The organism is Streptomyces sp. NPDC000345, assembly GCF_042898825.1.
Lineage (GTDB): Bacteria > Actinomycetota > Actinomycetes > Streptomycetales > Streptomycetaceae > Streptomyces.
Window position 1 is genome coordinate 144,180 of record NZ_JBIAZE010000014.1, and the last position, 17,887, is coordinate 162,066.

The following is a 17,887-nucleotide window of genomic DNA, read 5'->3' on the forward strand; positions in this document are numbered from 1 at the left end:
CACACTCACCAGCACCCCTGCCCACGCGCGCTCACCGAGCGCTACGCGGGTGGACACAGGAAGGACAAGCGACGTGCGCGTACTCGTCGTCGAGGACGAGCAGCTGCTCGCCGATGCGGTGGCCACCGGACTGCGCCGGGAGGCCATGGCCGTCGACGTCGTGTACGACGGTGCGGCCGCCCTGGAACGCATCGGAGTCAACGACTACGACGTGGTGGTCCTCGACCGCGACCTCCCCCTCGTGCACGGCGACGACGTGTGCCGCAAGATCGTCGAGCTCGGCATGCCCACACGCGTGCTGATGCTCACGGCCTCCGGCGACGTCAGCGACCGCGTCGAGGGCCTGGAGATCGGCGCCGACGACTACCTCCCCAAGCCCTTCGCCTTCAGTGAGCTCATCGCCCGGGTGCGCGCCCTCGGCCGGCGCACCAGCGTGCCGCTGCCGCCCGTCCTGGAGCGTGCCGGCATCAAGCTCGACCCGAACCGCCGCGAGGTCTTCCGCGACGGCAAGGAGGTCCAGCTCGCACCCAAGGAGTTCGCCGTCCTGGAGGTGCTGATGCGCAGCGAGGGCGCCGTCGTCTCCGCGGAACAGCTGCTGGAGAAGGCGTGGGACGAGAACACCGACCCGTTCACCAACGTCGTACGCGTGACGGTCATGACGCTCCGCCGCAAGCTGGGCGAGCCCCCGGTGATCGTCACCGTCCCCGGCTCCGGCTACCGGATCTGATCCCCGTGGCCGCCGCACCCGCGCCTCCCCAGGCGCCGCCGAAACCCACCTGGGACCCCAGGAGGCCGCAGACCCCCTTCCCGTGGCTGCGCCCCACCATCCGCATACGCCTGACGCTGCTGTACGGCGGGATGTTCCTGATCGCCGGCATCCTGCTGCTGTCGATCATCTACCTGCTGGCCGCCCAGGCGATCAGCACGGGCAACCAGCCGCCGTTCAAGATCGTGAGCGCCAGCAACGAGATCAAGGTCGCCAGTGCCGACTGCCCCGCGGTCAACAACGCCACCGGCCTGACCCTCACCCAGTTCAACTCGGCGATCAGCGACTGCATCGACCACTCGCGTCAGGTCGCCCTCGACAACCTGCTCAGCCGCTCCCTGCTGGCCCTGCTCGGCCTCGCTGTGATCGCCTTCGCCTTCGGCTACGCCATGGCCGGACGCGTCCTGTCCCCGCTCGGCCGGATCACCCGCACGGCTCGCGCGGTGGCCGGCTCGGACCTGTCCCGCCGGATCGAGCTGGACGGCCCGGACGACGAGTTCAAGGAGCTGGCCGACACCTTCGACGACATGCTGGAGCGGCTCCAGAGAGCCTTCACCGCCCAGCAGCGCTTCGTCGGCAACGCCTCGCACGAGCTGCGGACGCCGCTGGCGATCAACCGCACACTGCTCGAGGTGCACCTGTCCGATCCGAATGCGCCCGTGGAGCTCCAACAGCTCGGCAAGACCCTGCTGGCCACCAACGAGCGCAGCGAGCAGCTGGTGGAGGGCCTGCTGCTGCTCGCCCGCAGCGACAACCAGATCGTCGAGCGCAAGCCGGTCGACCTCGCGGAGGTCGCCGAGCAGGCCATCGACCAGGTGCACGCGGAGGCGGAGGCCAAGGGCGTGACGATCCGCGGCGAGCAGAAGCCCGCGGTGGTCCAGGGCAACGGTGTTCTGCTGGAGCGCATCGCACTGAACCTGGTGCAGAACGCAGTGCGCTACAACGTCCCGGAGGACGGCTGGGTCGAGGTGACCACCGAGGTCCAGCACGGGCAGGCGGTCCTGGTCGTGTCGAACACGGGGCCGGTCGTGCCGGCGTACGAGATCGACAACCTCTTCGAGCCGTTCCGGCGGCTGCGCACGGAGCGCACGGGAAGCGACAAGGGGGTCGGGCTCGGGCTGTCCATCGTGCGGTCCGTGGCCCGGGCGCACGGCGGGCACATCGCGGCCCAGCCGCGCGAGGGAGGGGGGCTCATGATGCGTGTCACGCTGCCCGTCTGAGATCATGTCGCCGACACACGCGGGGATGTTCGCTTTGCGCGGAATTCTCAGGACTCCGCACCCGCTACCCCGTGTGTGATCGATCACAAGGGCGATTTTCCGGCCATCTACCCTCCGTGATCACAGCGGCTGTCGTAAAGCCCGGAAAATCCGGGTTTTCGGGGGTCGTGATCACGGGAAGTACACGGTGAGACGCCTTTGAAGTGCGACATCAGGACCGTGTACGGTCCCGATCGCCATCCAAGCCGATCACTCATGAGGAGTCCGGTTGGGTGTCGATTGAGTAACAGACCTTGATGTGAGGCAAAATCTCCGCCTCGAGGCGGGCACAAGTCCGGCCTCTCACGCGTTACGTGCGCTGGAGACACCGCATTCACCCAGAGGGGGAGAGGCGAAATGGCAACCGATTACGACACCCCACGCAAGACCGACGACGATGTCGACTCCGACAGTCTTGAAGAGCTGAAGGCCCGGCGGAACGACAAGTCCGCTTCGGCCGTCGACGTCGACGAGTTCGAGGCCGCGGAGGGGCTGGAGCTCCCTGGAGCCGACCTCTCCAATGAGGAGCTGGCCGTCCGGGTGCTGCCGAAGCAGCAGGACGAGTTCACTTGCATGAGCTGCTTCCTGGTGCACCACCGCAGCCAGCTGGCCCGGGAGAAGAACGGTCAGCCGATCTGCCGCGACTGCGACTGAGGCGGGGTCGGCCGTGACTGGCTCGACCCCTTCTCGGAAGCGCCGCTTCCGCCTGCCGGGAGCGGACAACGGGCCGTCCGACGGCCCGCACGGCGTGCGTGACGACGAGCGAGGCTCATCCGGTAAGGGAGTGGTCCCTGCGGGATCGGCCTCGCTCGCGGCGACAGGCGACGGGGGTGACCTCCCGGCGCCTGGGCGAGGCCCCGCTCCCGTCGCCAGGCGACGGGCTGCGTCGGTCGCGGACAAGGCCAAGGGCCTGGCCCGGGAAGGCGTCCGCAAGGGCGGTGACCGCGCCAGGGCCGGCCTCGCGTACCTCGCGGACCGGATCATCGAGATGGCCCCGAGGATCCCCGTCAGGGACCTCAGGACACTCCGCAGACAGTTCCCCGGCCTCGGGCCGGAGCAGATCGCCGACAAGCTCGTCACGGGCGCGGCGAACGCCACGTCCACCGTGGGCGCGGCCGTCGGCGCGGCCGCGATGCTGCCCGTGCCGCCCGCGATGCCGACCGAACTGGCCGCGGAGATCACCGGGGTCGCGGCGATCGAGCTGAAGCTGATCGCCGAACTTCACGAGGTGTACGGCCTGCGGCCGCCCGGCAACCTCAAGGACCGCAGCACCGCGTATCTGCGCGCCTGGTCGGGTGAACGCCGCGTCGACCCGCTCAAGCCGTCCTCGATCAACAACGCCCTCGGCGGCCAGATGAAGCGTGAGCTGCGGCAGCAGATCATGAAGCGGATCGTCCGTGACCTGCCGATGCTGGTGCCGTTCCTGATCGGCGCCGTGGTGGGCGCGGCCATGAACCGGCGGGACACCAAGAAACTGGCCGCGAAGATCCGCGCCGACCTGCGCAGGGCCCAGGTGCCCTGGGACGCGCTGGAGGACCTGCCGCCGCTGGAGAGGCCCGCCGACCCGCTGGACATGCGAGAGCTCCCCGGCAGACCCGGGGAGCTCGGGGACTGAGCGGTCCCGGCGCGGCCGGAGAGACCCCCGTCTACGCCGCGGCCTCCCGCGCCGCCCGCAGCGCCTGGGCCAGCCGCTCCGGCTCCCGCGTCGACAGATACAGATACGGCGTGGGATCGGCCGGGTCGGTGACCTGCACCTTCAGCGCGGTGGGGATGTAGGCGCGCAGCAGCAGGAACGCGCGGGTGTCGGCCTTGTACGTGCGCCAGGCGCGAGCCTCCTCCGGGTCCAGGATCTCCGCCTCGCCCAGGGCCGCGACCGGGATCTTCGCCTCGCCGGCGATCAGCGAGTCGCCCACGACACGGATGCGCACGGAGCCGTACGAGCTGGCGACGACCGCCGCGGCCGCGGTGCCGCCGACCAGGCCGCCGAGCAGCGGCAGGGTGCCGAAGGGCAGCAGGATCAGGGCGAAGGAGACACCTACGAGGAACGAGATCAGCCACCAGGTGCGGGGGGCGGTGAGGCGTTCTTCGTAGGGGGTGGCGGAGAGCTGCATGCCGCCAAGCTTGGCATGGTGTCCGGTATTGGCCGACGCGCGGGTAAGGTCTGCGCCTGTGAGTGGTACTTCCGCAGCTCTTCAGCCTCCGGCCGACGCCGTGAAACCCGTCCGGCACCCTGACGCCCCCGTTCCCGGCGAGCTTCTCGGTGCCCACTACGAACACTGCTTCGGGTGCGGTGACGGTCAGGCGCACGGGCTGCACCTGGAGGCGCGGGCCGGCGAAGGGGTGAGCGTCACCGCCGAGTTCACCGTGCAGCCCGCCCACCAGGGGGCTCCGGGGCTCGCGCACGGCGGTGTCCTGGCCACCGCGCTCGACGAGACGCTGGGCTCGCTGAACTGGCTGCTGCGGACCATCGCGGTGACCGGACGGCTGGAGACCGACTTCGTACGGCCGGTGCCCGTCGGTACCACGCTCCATCTGGAGGCCGAGGTGACGGCGGTGGCCGGGCGGAAGATCTACTCGACCGCCACCGGACGCATCGGCGGCCCCGGCGGGCCCGTCGCCGTCCGCGCCGAGGCGCTGTTCATCGAGGTCGAGGTGGCGCACTTCGTCAACCACGGCCGTACGGAGGAGATCCAGGCGGCCATGAGCGACCCCGACCAGATCCGGCGGGCCCGCGCCTTCGAGGTGAACCCGTGAGCCGCGCCCCCCTCGACGTCCTGATCCGGCGCGTCCACCCCGACGTACCGCTCCCGGCGTACGAGCACCCGGGGGACGCGGGGGCGGATCTGCGGACCACCGAGGGCTGTGAACTGGGGCCGGGGGAGCGGGCCGTACTGCCCACCGGGGTGGCCGTCGCGCTGCCCGACGGGTACGCCGCCTTCGTGCACCCCCGGTCGGGGCTGGCCGCCCGGTGCGGCGTCGCCCTCGTGAATGCCCCAGGGACGGTTGATGCCGGGTACCGTGGGGAGATCAAGGTGATCGTGGTGAATCTCGACCCGCGCGAGTCCGTGCGGTTCGAGCGCTTCGACCGGATTGCCCAACTGGTCGTCCAGCAGGTCGAGAGGGTCCGCTTCCAGGAGGTCGCGGAGCTTCCCGAATCGGCACGGGCCGCGGGGGGCTTCGGGTCCACCGGCGGGCATGCCGCGGTGGGCGACGCAAGCGGTCAGGCCGCCGTGGGCGGCAGTGTGGGTGGGTATCGATACGCTTCGGTCGTATCCGACCGGGAAGGACAGTGACGTGTTCGGACGTCGCAAGAAGAAGGGTGCCGCCGAGGACGCGGCCGGCGAGGCCGAGCAGGTCGTCGACAGTGTCGACACTGAGGCGGACGAAGAGGTAACGGGCGAGCGCGAGCGCGTCCGGCTCGAGCCCGAGCCGCGGCCCGACGGACCCTGGGACAGCTCCGAGGTCCGCGACCCGGCCGAGGGCCGGGTGGACCTGGGCGGTCTGTTCGTGCCGGGCGTCGACGGCATGGAACTGCGCGTCGAGGTCGCGGGCGACGCGATCGTCGCGGCGACCGTCGTGCTGCGCGACAGCGCCATCCAGCTGCAGGCCTTCGCCGCGCCCAAGCGTGAGGGCATCTGGGGCGAGGTGCGCGAGGAGATCGGCTCCGGCATCACTCAGCAGGGCGGCATCATCGACGAGGTCGAGGGCCCGCTCGGCTGGGAGCTGCGGGCCCAGGTGCCGGTGCAGCTGCCGGACGGCACGGGCGGCTTCCACGTCGTGCGGTTCGTCGGTGTGGACGGTCCCCGCTGGTTCCTGCGCGGGGTGATCTCCGGCCAGGGCGCGGTGCAGCCGCAGGCCGCCGGGCTGCTCGAGCAGATCTTCCGGGACACGGTCGTGGTCCGCGGCGAGGGCCCGATGGCGCCCCGCGACCCGATCGTCCTCAAGCTGCCGAACGACGCGCAGATGGTTCCCGAGGGCGTCCAGCAGGAGGAGGGCTCCCGCTTCTCCGGCGGCATGGGCCAGCTGCAGCGCGGACCGGAGATCACCGAGGTCCGCTGACCGTACGACCTGAGGAGAGGGCCGCGTCCCGGCGGGGGCGCGGCCCTTCGTCGTGCGCGGACCCTTGACGGCCTATTGGTCTGGACCTACGGTCTCGGCTCAACGCCTTCGTTCATAAGGGCGCTCTGTGTTCACATACGAGAACGAACGGAGCTGCACCGTGCGCCGAACCGCATTCCTTGTGACCGTCACCGCCCTCGTCCTGGGAGCCGTCGCCGCCCCGGACGCCCCACGCGCCGAGGCCGCCCCCGCCGCGTTCGTCCACCCCGGCGTCACCGTCTCCAGGGCGCAACTCGACTTCGTCCGCGTCAAGGTGAACTCCGGCGCCCAGCCCTGGAAGGGCGCCTTCGACCAGATGCTGGCGAGCAAGTACGCCGCCCTGGACCGCACCCCCGCGCCCCGAGCGATCGTCGAGTGCGGCTCCTACTCCGACCCCGACCACGGCTGCACCGACGAACGCCAGGACGCCCTCGCCGCCTACACCGACGCCCTCGCCTGGTACGTCACACGGGACGAGCGGTACGCGAGGAAGGCCATCGAGCTGATGGACGCCTGGTCGGCCGTGATCAAGGACCACACGGACAGCAACGCCCCGCTGCAGACCGGCTGGGCGGGCTCCTCCTGGCCCAGGGCCGCCGAGATCATCAAGTACACCTACACCGGCGGCTGGGCCGGGTCCGGCCGCTTCGCGACCATGCTGCGCGACGTCTACCTGCCGGAGATCATCAACGGCTCGAACTCCAACGGGAACTGGGAGCTGTCGATGACGGAGGCCGCCGTCGGCATCTCCGTCCTCCTGGAGGACAGGGGGACGTACGACAAGGCCATGGCGAGGTTCCGCACCCGCACCGCCGCCTACGTCTACCTCGCTTCCGACGGCGACCTGCCGAAGACCGTGCCGAGTCAGAACCTCGACACCCGGGACAAGATCGTCGCCTACTGGCAGGGGCAGGCCACCTTCGTCACCGGCCTGACCCAGGAGACCTGCCGCGACCTCACCCACACGGGATACGGCATCTCCTCGATCTCACATGTCGCCGAGACCAGCCGGATCCAGGGCCAGGACCTGTACGGCACCGATGTCGGTGAGCGCCTGCGGCAGGCCCTCGGCTCCCAGGCCGGGTACGAGCTGGGTGCGGCCGTCCCGGGCCTGCTGTGCGGCGGCTCCCTGAAGCCGGGGCTCGGCCCGGTCACCGAGGTCGGCTACAACGCGCTGCACAACCGGCTGGGCGTGGCGATGACGAACACGCGGACGCTGACCGAGCGCAACCGCCCCGCCGGCACCAACAGCCTCTTCGTCGCCTGGGAGACGCTGACGCACGGGGACAATCCCGCGTGACGCGGTGCCCGGCGGTGAACCGATCCGGGGGGCTCGTCCGATGAAGCGGGTGAGGGGGGATGCCGATGTCCGGAGTGCCGTACGGAGGGCCGCGGGGTGGGCCCGGCGCGTCAGGGTTGCGTCAAAGGCGTCCCCCACGCCGCAGCCCGTCCGTTTTGCCGGAAACACTGGTCGTAGGGTCGACGCTGCGTACGCAGGAGTCACGGGAAGACAATGAGGCCATGGCGCGCGGCAAGCTTCGGATCCATCTCGGTGCGGCACCGGGGGTGGGCAAGACGTACGCCATGCTGTCCGAGGCCCACCGCCGGGTGGAGCGCGGCACGGACTGCGTGGTGGCCTTCGTCGAGCACCACGGCCGGCGGCGCACCGAGGTGATGCTGCACGGCCTCGAACAGGTCCCGCGCCGCGAGCTGGAACACCGCGGCGGTGTCTTCACCGAGATGGACGTGGACGCCGTGCTCGCCCGTCGTCCGCAGGTCGCCCTGGTGGACGAACTCGCGCACACCAACGTCCCCGGCTCGCGCAACGCCAAGCGCTGGCAGGACGTGGAGGAACTCCTCGCGGCCGGGATCGACGTGGTCTCGACCGTCAACATCCAGCACCTGGAGTCCCTCGGGGACGTGGTGGAGTCCATCACGGGGGTGCGGCAGCAGGAGACCGTGCCCGACGAGTTCGTGCGGCGGGCCGACCAGGTCGAGCTGGTGGACATGTCACCGGAGGCCCTGCGGCGGCGGATGGCGCACGGGAACATCTACCGGCCGGACAAGGTCGACGCCGCCCTGTCGAACTACTTCCGGCCGGGCAACCTCACCGCGCTGCGGGAGCTGGCCCTGCTGTGGGTGGCCGACCGGGTCGACGAGTACCTGAAGCAGTACCGCAGCGAGCACCGGGTCTCGGCGATCTGGGGTTCGCGCGAGCGGATCGTCGTCGGACTGACCGGCGGTCCGGAGGGGCGCACCCTCATCCGGCGGGCGGCGCGGCTGGCGGAGAAGGGCGCCGGCGGCGAGGTGCTCGCCGTGTACATAGCGCGCAGCGACGGGCTCACCTCGGCCTCGCCCAGGGAGCTGGCCGTCCAGCGCACCCTCGTCGAGGACCTGGGCGGCACCTTCCACCATGTGGTCGGCGACGACATACCGGCCGCGCTGCTCGACTTCGCCCGGGGGGTGAACGCCACGCAGATCGTCCTCGGCTCCTCGCGCCGCAAGGCCTGGCAGTACGTCTTCGGGCCGGGCGTGGGCGCGACGGTCGCCCGGGATTCGGGGCCGGACCTCGACGTGCACATCGTCACCCACGAGGAGGCGGCCAGGGGACGGGGGCTCCCGGTGGCCCGGGGCGCCCGGCTCGGGCGCAGGCGGGTCGTCCTGGGCTGGCTGGCCGGCGTGGCCGGACCGGCGGTCCTGGCGGTCCTGCTGAGCAGCGTGCACCTCGGCCTCGCCAACGACATGCTGCTGTTCCTGGCGGTGACCGTGGCGGCCGCGCTGGCGGGCGGACTGCTGCCGGCACTGGCCTCGGCGGCTCTGGGCTCGCTGCTGCTGAACTACTTCTACACCCCGCCCCTGCACCGGTGGACGATCGCGGACCCGAAGAACATCGTCGCCATCGTCATCTTCGTCGGGGTGGGGGTGGCGGTGGCGTCGGTCGTGGACCTGGCGGCCCGGCGCACGCACCAGGCGGCCCGGCTGAGAGCCGAGTCGGAGATCCTGTCCTATCTCGCGGGCAGCGTGCTGCGCGGTGAGACCAGCCTGGAAGCGCTGCTGGAGCGGGTGCGGGAGACCTTCGGCATGGAGTCGGCGGCCCTGCTGGAGCGGGCGGACGACAGAGCGCCGTGGAGCTGCGCGGGCCATGTGGGCCTCGGGCGGCCGGTGCAGCGGCCGGACGAGGCGGATGTGGACGTGCCGGTCGGCGACCGCATGGCGCTGGCGCTCACCGGCCGGGTGCTGCCCGCCGAGGACCGGCGGGTGCTCGCGGCCTTCGCCGCGCAGGCCGTCGTCGTGCTGGACCGGCGGCGCCTGCAGGAGGAGGCCGAGCAGGCCCGCGCGCTGGCCGAGGGCAACCGGATCCGCACGGCGCTGCTGGCCGCCGTCAGCCACGATCTGCGGACACCGCTGGCCGGGATCAAGGCGGCGGTCTCCAGCCTCAGGTCCGACGACGTGGCCTGGTCCGAGGAGGACCGGGCGGAACTGCTCGCGGGCATCGAGGAGGGCGCCGACCGGCTCGACCACCTGGTGGGCAACCTGCTCGACATGTCCCGCCTCCAGACCGGCACGGTCACGCCGATCATCCGGGAGATCGACCTCGACGAGGTGGTGCCGAAGGCGCTCGGCGGGGTCCCCGACCCGGAGGAGAGCGTCGAGCTGGACATCCCGGAGACGCTGCCCATGGTCGCCGTCGACGCCGGGCTGCTGGAGCGGTCGGTGGCCAACCTGGTGGAGAACGCGGTCAAGTACAGCCCGGACGGCGAGCCCGTGCTGGTCGCGGCGAGCGCGATGTCCGGCCGGGTCGAGGTGCGGGTCGTGGACCGGGGTCCGGGCGTGCCCGACGCGGCCAAGGAGCGGATCTTCGCGCCCTTCCAGCGGTACGGTGACGCACCGCGCGGGGCGGGGGTGGGGCTCGGCCTCGCGGTCGCGCGGGGCTTCGCCGAGGCCATGGGCGGCACCCTCGACGCCGAGGACACGCCCGGGGGAGGCCTCACCATGGTCCTCACGCTCCGCGCGGCAGGATCCCGGCCGCAGCCGGGCGGCCAGGACGCCGCGGCAGAGACCGCACCAGACGGAGGTCCGGCCCACGGACCGTCGGCGGACGGACATTCGCCAGAACCGGAAAGGCAGGCCGCATGGTGAGTCCCGCTGGGGGGACGCCCCAGACCGCCACGAGGGTGCTCGTGATCGACGACGAGCCGCAGATCGTGCGCGCCCTCGTGATCAACCTCAAGGCGCGCAGGTACGAGGTCGACGCCGCCCACGACGGTGCCACCGCCCTCGAGCTCGCCGCCGCCCGGCACCCGGACGTGGTGGTCCTCGACCTGGGCCTGCCCGACATGGACGGCGTCGAGGTGATCAAGGGGCTGCGCGGCTGGACCCGGGTGCCGATCCTGGTGCTGTCCGCCCGGCACTCCTCGGACGAGAAGGTCGAGGCGCTCGACGCGGGCGCCGACGACTACGTCACCAAGCCCTTCGGCATGGACGAGCTGCTGGCCCGGCTGCGGGCCGCCGTGCGACGGGCCGAGCCCGCCGGGGGCGGCGAGGGCGACGTCCTGGTGGAGACCGACGGGTTCACGGTCGACCTCGCCGCGAAGAAGGTCCACCGGGCCGGGAAGGACGTCCGGCTGACCCCCACGGAGTGGCACCTGCTGGAGGTGCTGGTGCGCAACACGGGGCGCCTGGTCGGCCAGAAGCAGCTGCTGCAGGAGGTGTGGGGGCCGTCGTACGGGACGGAGACGAACTACCTGAGGGTGTACATGGCCCAGCTGAGACGGAAGCTGGAGGCGGACCCCTCGCACCCGAAGCACTTCATCACGGAGCCGGGAATGGGCTACCGCTTCGAGAAGTGAGCCGGGACGGGTGCCGCACCGGCGCCCGGACCGCGGTTACGGGAGTGTCGGTGAGCCCCGGTACGCTTCAGATATGAGTGGTGTTCCGCGTTCCGAAAAGCCGGCGGGCCGGTTCCGGCGCATGCTCGACCGGCTCTCCTCGTCCCAGGAGGACCTGGAGTCCGAGGAGCTGCGCGAGGACGCCGAGACGGCCGGCTGTGTCCGCATCGGAGACTGCCAGGACCGCCAGATCGTCACGGTTACTGGTACCTTGCGCACGGTCACCCTGCGTCCGCGCGCCGGAGTCCCCGCCCTGGAGGCGGAGCTGTTCGACGGCAGCGCCGCGCTGGACGTGGTGTGGCTGGGCCGGCGCTCCATCGTGGGGATAGAACCGGGACGCAGGCTCATCGCATCGGGCCGGGTCTCCATGAGCCGGGGCCGCCGGGTGCTGTTCAACCCGAAGTACGAACTGAGACCCCTCGGTAGGGAGTAGCCGGTGACGTCGCTCGACAAGCCGACCGAAGACACTCAGCAGGACGACGCCCGGGCGTTGACCGAGGCCGCGCTCTTCGAGGCGTTCGGCGGGGTGCGGGGCATGGTCGAGACGGTGGTGCCCGGCCTGCTCTTCGTCACCATCTTCACGATCAACAAGGACCTGCACATGTCCGCGATCGCCGCGCTCGCGGTGTCGCTGGTCCTGGTCGTGGTCCGGCTGGCGATGAAGGACACGGTCAAGCACGCGTTCAGCGGGGTCTTCGGTGTCGCCTTCGGTGTCGTCTTCGCGATGATGACCGGCAACGCCAAGGACTTCTACCTTCCCGGCATGCTCTACACGCTGGGCCTGGCGCTGGCGTACATCATCACGACCCTGTGCGGGGTCCCGCTGATCGGCCTGATCCTCGGCCCGGTCTTCAAGGAGAACCTCTCCTGGCGCACCCGCAACCCGGGCCGCAAGACGGCGTACGCCAAGGCCAGCTGGGCATGGGGCCTGATCCTGCTCGCCAAGTGCGCGATCCTCTTCCCGCTGTACTGGTGGGCCGACACCACCCAGCTGGGCTGGGTCCTGGTCGCCCTGAAGATCCCGCCCTTCCTGCTCGCGGTGTGGCTGACCTGGGTCTTCCTCGCGAAGGCACCGGCGCCGATCGACGTGTTCGCCGAGATGGAGGCCGAGGAGAAGGCCGAGGAGGAGCGCAGGGCCGCGCTGGCGGCGGAAGGCGGCGAGTCCACGGGCGGACGGCACCGCCGAGGAGCGTAGCGACGCGGGCGGCACCCGCCTGGCCGGCCGACGAAGCACAGGGCCCGGAACCTCACGGGGTTCCGGGCCTTCGGCGTCCCCGGCAACTCGTCGTGATCGCCGAGCGCGCTCCCGACAACGTGGTCGTTTCTCTCGTGGCGGAGCACGGCGACACGGTCGTGTTGAAGGGCGGCGGCGGAGGGCGCCCCGGGCTTCCAGGGCGCCCTCCGCCGTCGTGTCGGTGCGGGCAGGTGTCGCGCCGGGGCTACTTGCCGGTGTCCTCGCGGCGTACCGACAGCAGGTCCTCCAGCTGCTCCTCCCTGGCCTGGGCGGCGACGAAGAGGAGTTCGTCGCCCGGCTCCAGGGAGTCCTCGCGGGTGGGGGTGAGGACGCGGGTGCCGCGGATGATGGTGACCAGGGAGGTGTCCTCCGGCCACTCCACGTCGCCGACCTGGGTGCCGGCCAGGGCCGACTCCTCGGGAAGGGTCAGTTCGACGAGGTTGGCGTCGCCGTGGCTGAAGCGCAGCAGGCGGACCAGGTCGCCGACGCTCACCGCCTCCTCGACCAGGGCGGACATCAGCCGGGGAGTGGAGACGGCGACGTCGACACCCCAGGACTCGTTGAAGAGCCACTCGTTCTTGGGGTTGTTGACGCGGGCGACGACGCGCGGGACGCCGTACTCGGTCTTGGCCAGCAGCGAGACGACCAGGTTGACCTTGTCGTCGCCGGTGGCGGCGATGACGACGTTGCAGCGCTGCAGGGCCGCCTCGTCCAGGGAGGTGATCTCGCAGGCGTCGGCCAGCAGCCACTCCGCCTGCGGGACGCGCTCGACCGAGATGGCGGTCGGCGCCTTGTCGACGAGCAGGACCTCGTGGCCGTTCTCCAGCAGCTCGCCCGCGATCGAGCGGCCGACGGCGCCGGCTCCGGCAATGGCGACCCTCATCAGTGACCGCCTTCCTTCGGGCCCTCGGCGAACGACGCCTCGACCTTCTCCACCTCGTCGGTGCGCATCATCACGTGCACCAGATCGCCCTCCTGCAGCACGGTCTGCGAGGTGGGCAGGATCGCCTCGCCGAGGCGGGTCAGGAACGCCACGCGGACGCCCGTCTCCTCCTGCAGCTTGCTGATCTTGTGGCCGACCCAGGACGGGGCGGCGTGCACCTCGGCGAGCTGGACGCCGCCGGTGGGGTCGCGCCACAGGGGCTCGGCGCCCGAAGGCAGCAGCCGGCGCAGCATCTGGTCGGCCGTCCAGCGGACGGTGGCGACGGTGGGGATGCCCAGTCGTTGGTAGACCTCGGCGCGACGGGGATCGTAGATACGGGCGGCGACGTTCTCGATGCCGAACATCTCGCGGGCCACCCGGGCCGCGATGATGTTGGAGTTGTCACCGCTGGAGACGGCGGCGAAGGCGCCGGCCTCCTCGATGCCCGCCTCGCGCAGGGTGTCCTGGTCGAAGCCGACCCCGGTGACACGACGGCCGCCGAAACCGGAGCCCAGTCGTCGGAAGGCGGTGGGGTCCTGGTCGATCACGGCGACCGTGTGCCCCTGTTGCTCCAGGGTCTGGGCGAGAGCGGAACCCACTCTGCCGCAGCCCATGATGACGATGTGCACGACCGTCCTTCCGGGGTAAAGAAGTCAAGAAGTCAAATAGTTTTCTGGCCTGGCTCTGAACAGGGTCTCAGACCGTCGCCCAAGCTACACATGCGCGGTCCGTGCAGGGCACCCCCCGTGCGGGGATTGCGCGATCCGCGGCGGCTGATGCTCCAAAGACTGAGAAGGGCAAGGATTCCGAGGCCGACGAGAGTGCCGGCGGCGCCGATGAGCTCCGCGGTCGTGTGCATGGGGCCTCCGATGGGCGGCGGCGGACGGGGGTTGTCATATAGGCATGACGATCGGCGCGGCTTGCGGAATCCGCAGCCGACGCGTGGCTGATTTCACCCGTGAGGCAGATCCGGCACGACGGAACCAGGCTCACCCCGGGGGAGGGTGGGCGGCCCCCAGTTCGAAGGCTTACGATCCACTGTTGTGTCCAAACTGACCGACGTGCCCAAACGGATCCTGATCGGGCGCGCACTGCGCAGTGATCGGCTCGGAGAAACGCTCCTGCCGAAGCGCATCGCCCTACCCGTCTTCGCTTCCGACCCGCTGTCCTCCGTGGCTTACGCGCCCGGGGAGGTGCTGCTGGTCCTCTCCATCGCGGGCGTGTCGGCCTACCATTTCAGCCCGTGGATCGCGCTCGCGGTCGTCGTGCTGATGTTCACGGTGGTCGCCTCCTACCGTCAGAACGTCCACGCCTATCCCAGCGGCGGCGGCGACTACGAGGTGGCCACCACCAACCTCGGCCCCAGGGCCGGTCTGACCGTGGCCAGCGCGCTGCTCGTCGACTACGTCCTCACCGTCGCCGTCTCCATCGCCTCCGGCATCGAGAACCTCGGCTCCGCCATCCCCTTCGTCGTCGAGCACAAGGTGACCTGCGCGGTCGCCGTCGTCGTCCTGCTGACGCTGATGAACCTGCGCGGCGTCAAGGAGTCCGGCAAGCTCTTCGCCATCCCGACCTACGTGTTCGTCGCGGGCGTCTTCATCATGATCGCGTGGGGCGCGTTCCGGGGGCTGGTCCTGGGCGACGAGATGCAGGCGCCGACGGCCCAGTACACGATCAAGGCCGAGCATCAGGGCCTGGCCGGCTTCGCACTGGTGTTCCTCATGCTGCGCGCCTTCTCCTCCGGCTGTGCCGCGCTCACCGGCGTCGAGGCGATCTCCAACGGCGTCCCCGCCTTCCGCAAGCCCAAGTCGAAGAACGCGGCGACCACGCTGGCGGCGATGGGCCTGCTGGCCGTCACCATGTTCTGCGGGATCATCGTCCTGGCCCTGGTCACCGACGTCCGCATGGCCGAGAACCCGGCCGTCGACCTGCTGAAGAACGGTGCCGCGGTCGGCGCCGACTACGTCCAGAACCCGGTGATCACCCAGGTCGCCGAGGCCGTGTTCGGCAAGGGGAGCTTCCTGTTCCTCGTGCTCGCGGCGGCCACCGCCCTGGTGCTGTTCCTCGCCGCCAACACCGCCTACAACGGCTTCCCGGTGCTCGGCTCGATCCTCGCCCAGGACCGCTACCTGCCCCGTCAGCTGCACACCCGGGGCGACCGGCTCGCGTTCTCGAACGGCATCGTGCTCCTGGCCGGCGCGGCCACCTTCCTGCTCGTGATCTACGGCGCCGACTCCACGCGCCTGATCCAGCTGTACATCGTCGGCGTGTTCGTGTCCTTCACGCTCAGCCAGACCGGCATGGTCCGCCACTGGAACCGGCACCTGGCCACCGAGACCGACCCGGCCGCGCGCCGTCACATGGTCCGCTCCCGCGCGATCAACGCGTTCGGCGCCTTCTTCACCGGCCTGGTCCTGGTCGTCGTCCTCGTCACCAAGTTCACCCATGGCGCCTGGGTAGCCCTGCTCGGCATGGTGATCTTCTACGCGACGATGACGGCCATCCGTAAGCACTACGACCGGGTCTCCGAGGAGATCGCCGCCCCGGAGGGCCCGAGCGACGACAGCGTGCGGCCGTCCCGGGTCCACTCGGTCGTCCTGATCTCCAAGATCCATCGGCCGACGCTGCGCGCCCTCGCCTACGCCAAGCTGATGCGCTCCGACACGCTGGAGGCGCTCACCGTCAACGTCGACCCGGCGGAGACGAAGGTGCTGCGCGAGGAGTGGGAGCGGCGCGGGATCGACGTACCGCTGAAGGTCCTCGACTCCCCGTACCGCGAGATCACGCGGCCGATCATCGAGTACGTCAAGGGCCTGCGCAAGGAGTCGCCGCGCGACGCCGTCGCGGTGATCATCCCGGAGTACGTGGTCGGTCACTGGTACGAGCACCTGCTGCACAACCAGAGCGCCCTGCGGCTGAAGGGCCGTCTGCTGTTCACGCCCGGCGTCATGGTGACGTCCGTCCCCTACCAGCTGGAGTCCTCCGAGGCGGCCCGGATGCGGGCCCGCAAGCGGCAGGAGTGGAACGCGCCGGGTTCGGTACGGCGCGGTCCGGCGGAGCAGGGGCGGCCGAAGGAGTCATCGGGCGCCGGTGCCCCTCCCGCTCCGGGATCCCGGGGTTCTTCGGGCTCTTCGGGTCCTTCGGACTCTTCGGGGACCTCGGGCTCATAGCATCCACCGGCTCGTGGTGAACGGCCGGACGACAGCCACGTAGACTGGTGGGCTGTTGTCCGGCCGTTCCTCGTTCGACGTTGTGGAGTCACCCCGCCATGCAGGCAGAACCGAAGAAGACACTGGTGGGGAACGAGTACGAGGTCGAGATCGGCCCGGTCGCCCACGGCGGCCACTGCATCGCCCGTACCGACTCCGGTCAGGTGCTGTTCGTACGCCACGCGCTGCCCGGTGAGCGGGTCGTGGCGCGGGTGACGGAGGGCGAGGAGGGCGCGCGGTTCCTGCGGGCGGACGCGGTGCGGATCCTGTCGGCGTCCAAGGACCGGGTCGAGGCTCCCTGCCCCTTCGCCGGCCCCGGCCGCTGCGGCGGCTGCGACTGGCAGCACGCCAAGCCGGGTGCCCAGCGCCGGCTCAAGGGCGAGGTGATCGCCGAGCAGCTCCAGCGGCTCGCGGGCCTCACTCCGGAGGAGGCCGGCTGGGACGGCACCGTGATGCCGGCCGAGGGCGACAAGCTGCCCGCCGGGCAGGTGCCGCAGTGGCGGACGCGCGTGCAGTACGCGGTGGACGCGGAGACCGGGCGGGCGGGGCTGCGCCGGCACCGCTCGCACGAGGTCGAGCCGGTGGACCACTGCATGATCGCGGCTGCCGGGGTCAGCGAACTGGGCGTCGAGAAGCGGGACTGGTCCGGCATGGCGTCGGTCGAGGCGATCGCGGCGACGGGCTCGCAGGACCGGCAGGTGATTCTGACGCCGCGTCCGGGCGCCCGGCTGCCCATCGTCGAACTGGACCGTCCGGTGTCCGTGATGAGGGTCGGCGAGAAGGACGGGGGCGTGCACCGCGTCCACGGCCGCCCCTTCGTGCGCGAGCGCGCGGACGGGCGTACGTACCGGGTCGGCAGCGGCGGCTTCTGGCAGGTCCACCCGAAGGCGGCGGACACGCTGGTGACGGCGGTGATGCAGGGGCTGCTCCCGCGCAAGGGCGAGATGGCCCTCGACCTGTACTGCGGCGTCGGCCTGTTCGCGGGCGCGCTGGCCGACCGGCTCGGCGAGCAGGGCGCGGTCCTCGGTATCGAGTCCGGCAAGCGCGCGGTCGAGGACGCCCGGCACAACCTCGCGGGGTTCGACCGGGTCCGGATCGAACAGGGCAAGGTGGAGAGCGTGCTCCCGCGTACCGGGATCACCGAGGTCGACCTGATCGTCCTGGACCCGCCGCGGGCGGGAGCGGGCCGCAGGACCGTGGAGCACCTGACGTCGCTCGGAGCGCGCAGGATCGCCTACGTGGCCTGCGACCCGGCGGCCCTGGCCCGGGACCTGGGGTACTTCCGGGACGGGGGGTACCGGGTGCGGACTCTGCGGGCGTTCGATCTGTTTCCGATGACGCATCACGTGGAGTGCGTCGCGATCCTTGAGCCTGCTGAAAAGGGCCGCTGACCTGCGGCTTTGTTGAGTGTGCGTTACGTGCGTCACGTGCGTCACGTGCGACATCTGACGCACGTTACGCACGTCTGACGCACGAGCGGCATGGTTTCTGACGGGTCGTCATGCGTGAT

At 70.8% G+C, this 17,887-nt stretch carries 17 protein-coding genes; 14 read left to right on the plus strand and 3 right to left on the minus strand.

Going from position 1 to position 17,887, the window contains the following annotated elements:
• The first annotated feature begins 73 nt into the window (after positions 1-73).
• The 4 genes from ACFY30_RS29605 to ACFY30_RS29620 all read left to right on the plus strand — a co-directional run bounded on the left by ACFY30_RS29605 (position 74) and on the right by ACFY30_RS29620 (position 3,640).
• Positions 74-727 carry a response regulator transcription factor gene (locus ACFY30_RS29605; RefSeq protein WP_003993508.1) on the plus strand — a complete coding sequence of 218 codons (654 nt, stop codon included), beginning with the start codon at positions 74-76 and terminating at the stop codon, positions 725-727.
• Positions 728-732: 5 nt separating this feature from the next.
• On the plus strand, positions 733-1,986 hold the full coding sequence (locus ACFY30_RS29610; RefSeq protein WP_390848209.1) for a sensor histidine kinase: 1,254 nt from the start codon (positions 733-735) through the stop codon (positions 1,984-1,986).
• Positions 1,987-2,382: 396 nt separating this feature from the next.
• The gene (locus tag ACFY30_RS29615) at positions 2,383-2,679 is read left to right on the plus strand and encodes a DUF4193 domain-containing protein (protein ID WP_003993510.1); all 297 of its coding nucleotides are present in this window, start codon (positions 2,383-2,385) and stop codon (positions 2,677-2,679) included.
• Between the two features lie 13 nt (positions 2,680-2,692).
• Positions 2,693-3,640, plus strand: coding sequence for a hypothetical protein (locus tag ACFY30_RS29620; protein WP_390848210.1), 948 nt, complete (start codon positions 2,693-2,695; stop codon positions 3,638-3,640).
• A gap of 31 nt (positions 3,641-3,671) precedes the next feature.
• Here ACFY30_RS29620 and ACFY30_RS29625 read toward each other — a convergent pair whose 3' ends face one another.
• Positions 3,672-4,136 (minus strand): DUF3093 domain-containing protein, encoded by a 465-nt coding sequence (locus ACFY30_RS29625; protein ID WP_390661850.1) that lies wholly within the window; start codon positions 4,134-4,136, stop codon positions 3,672-3,674.
• A gap of 58 nt (positions 4,137-4,194) precedes the next feature.
• On the opposite strand from ACFY30_RS29625, the gene ACFY30_RS29630 reads away from it, so the two are divergent.
• The 8 genes from ACFY30_RS29630 (at position 4,195) to ACFY30_RS29665 (ending at position 12,207) form a co-directional block, all read left to right on the plus strand.
• Positions 4,195-4,779 carry a PaaI family thioesterase gene (locus tag ACFY30_RS29630; RefSeq protein ID WP_390848211.1) on the plus strand — a complete coding sequence of 195 codons (585 nt, stop codon included), beginning with the start codon at positions 4,195-4,197 and terminating at the stop codon, positions 4,777-4,779.
• Positions 4,776-5,318 carry a dUTP diphosphatase gene (gene dut / locus ACFY30_RS29635; RefSeq protein WP_390848212.1) on the plus strand — a complete coding sequence of 181 codons (543 nt, stop codon included), beginning with the start codon at positions 4,776-4,778 and terminating at the stop codon, positions 5,316-5,318. The genes ACFY30_RS29630 and dut overlap by 4 nt, the downstream gene beginning before the upstream one ends.
• Position 5,319: 1 nt before the next feature.
• A complete protein-coding gene (locus tag ACFY30_RS29640) occupies positions 5,320-6,084 on the plus strand; it encodes a DUF3710 domain-containing protein (RefSeq protein ID WP_390848213.1) in 765 nt (254 codons plus the stop codon).
• A 160-nt stretch (positions 6,085-6,244) separates the two neighbouring features.
• Positions 6,245-7,423 carry an alginate lyase family protein gene (locus ACFY30_RS29645; RefSeq protein WP_390848214.1) on the plus strand — a complete coding sequence of 393 codons (1,179 nt, stop codon included), beginning with the start codon at positions 6,245-6,247 and terminating at the stop codon, positions 7,421-7,423.
• 221 nt (positions 7,424-7,644) lie between these two features.
• Positions 7,645-10,263: an ATP-binding protein gene (locus tag ACFY30_RS29650; RefSeq protein WP_390848215.1), complete on the plus strand. Its 2,619-nt coding sequence runs from the start codon at positions 7,645-7,647 to the stop codon at positions 10,261-10,263.
• The gene (locus tag ACFY30_RS29655; protein ID WP_390848216.1) at positions 10,257-10,973 is read left to right on the plus strand and encodes a response regulator; all 717 of its coding nucleotides are present in this window, start codon (positions 10,257-10,259) and stop codon (positions 10,971-10,973) included. The genes ACFY30_RS29650 and ACFY30_RS29655 overlap by 7 nt, the downstream gene beginning before the upstream one ends.
• A gap of 73 nt (positions 10,974-11,046) precedes the next feature.
• Complete coding sequence (locus ACFY30_RS29660) at positions 11,047-11,445, plus strand: OB-fold nucleic acid binding domain-containing protein (RefSeq protein WP_390848217.1); 399 nt, start codon at positions 11,047-11,049, stop codon at positions 11,443-11,445.
• A 3-nt stretch (positions 11,446-11,448) separates the two neighbouring features.
• The gene (locus ACFY30_RS29665; RefSeq protein ID WP_390848218.1) at positions 11,449-12,207 is read left to right on the plus strand and encodes a DUF3159 domain-containing protein; all 759 of its coding nucleotides are present in this window, start codon (positions 11,449-11,451) and stop codon (positions 12,205-12,207) included.
• Between the two features lie 244 nt (positions 12,208-12,451).
• On the opposite strand, the gene ACFY30_RS29670 is transcribed toward ACFY30_RS29665, so the two are convergent.
• Positions 12,452-13,129, minus strand: coding sequence for a potassium channel family protein (locus ACFY30_RS29670; RefSeq protein ID WP_390661842.1), 678 nt, complete (start codon positions 13,127-13,129; stop codon positions 12,452-12,454).
• Positions 13,129-13,797: a potassium channel family protein gene (locus ACFY30_RS29675; protein WP_390661841.1), complete on the minus strand. Its 669-nt coding sequence runs from the start codon at positions 13,795-13,797 to the stop codon at positions 13,129-13,131. The genes ACFY30_RS29670 and ACFY30_RS29675 overlap by 1 nt, the downstream gene beginning before the upstream one ends.
• Positions 13,798-14,211: 414 nt before the next feature.
• Between ACFY30_RS29675 and ACFY30_RS29680 the strand changes: the two genes are divergently transcribed.
• Together ACFY30_RS29680 and ACFY30_RS29685 are read left to right on the plus strand one after the other, a co-directional pair.
• The gene (locus tag ACFY30_RS29680; RefSeq protein ID WP_390848219.1) at positions 14,212-16,338 is read left to right on the plus strand and encodes an APC family permease; all 2,127 of its coding nucleotides are present in this window, start codon (positions 14,212-14,214) and stop codon (positions 16,336-16,338) included.
• A gap of 98 nt (positions 16,339-16,436) precedes the next feature.
• On the plus strand, positions 16,437-17,768 hold the full coding sequence (locus tag ACFY30_RS29685) for a class I SAM-dependent RNA methyltransferase (RefSeq protein WP_390848220.1): 1,332 nt from the start codon (positions 16,437-16,439) through the stop codon (positions 17,766-17,768).
• Positions 17,769-17,887: the final 119 nt, after the last annotated feature.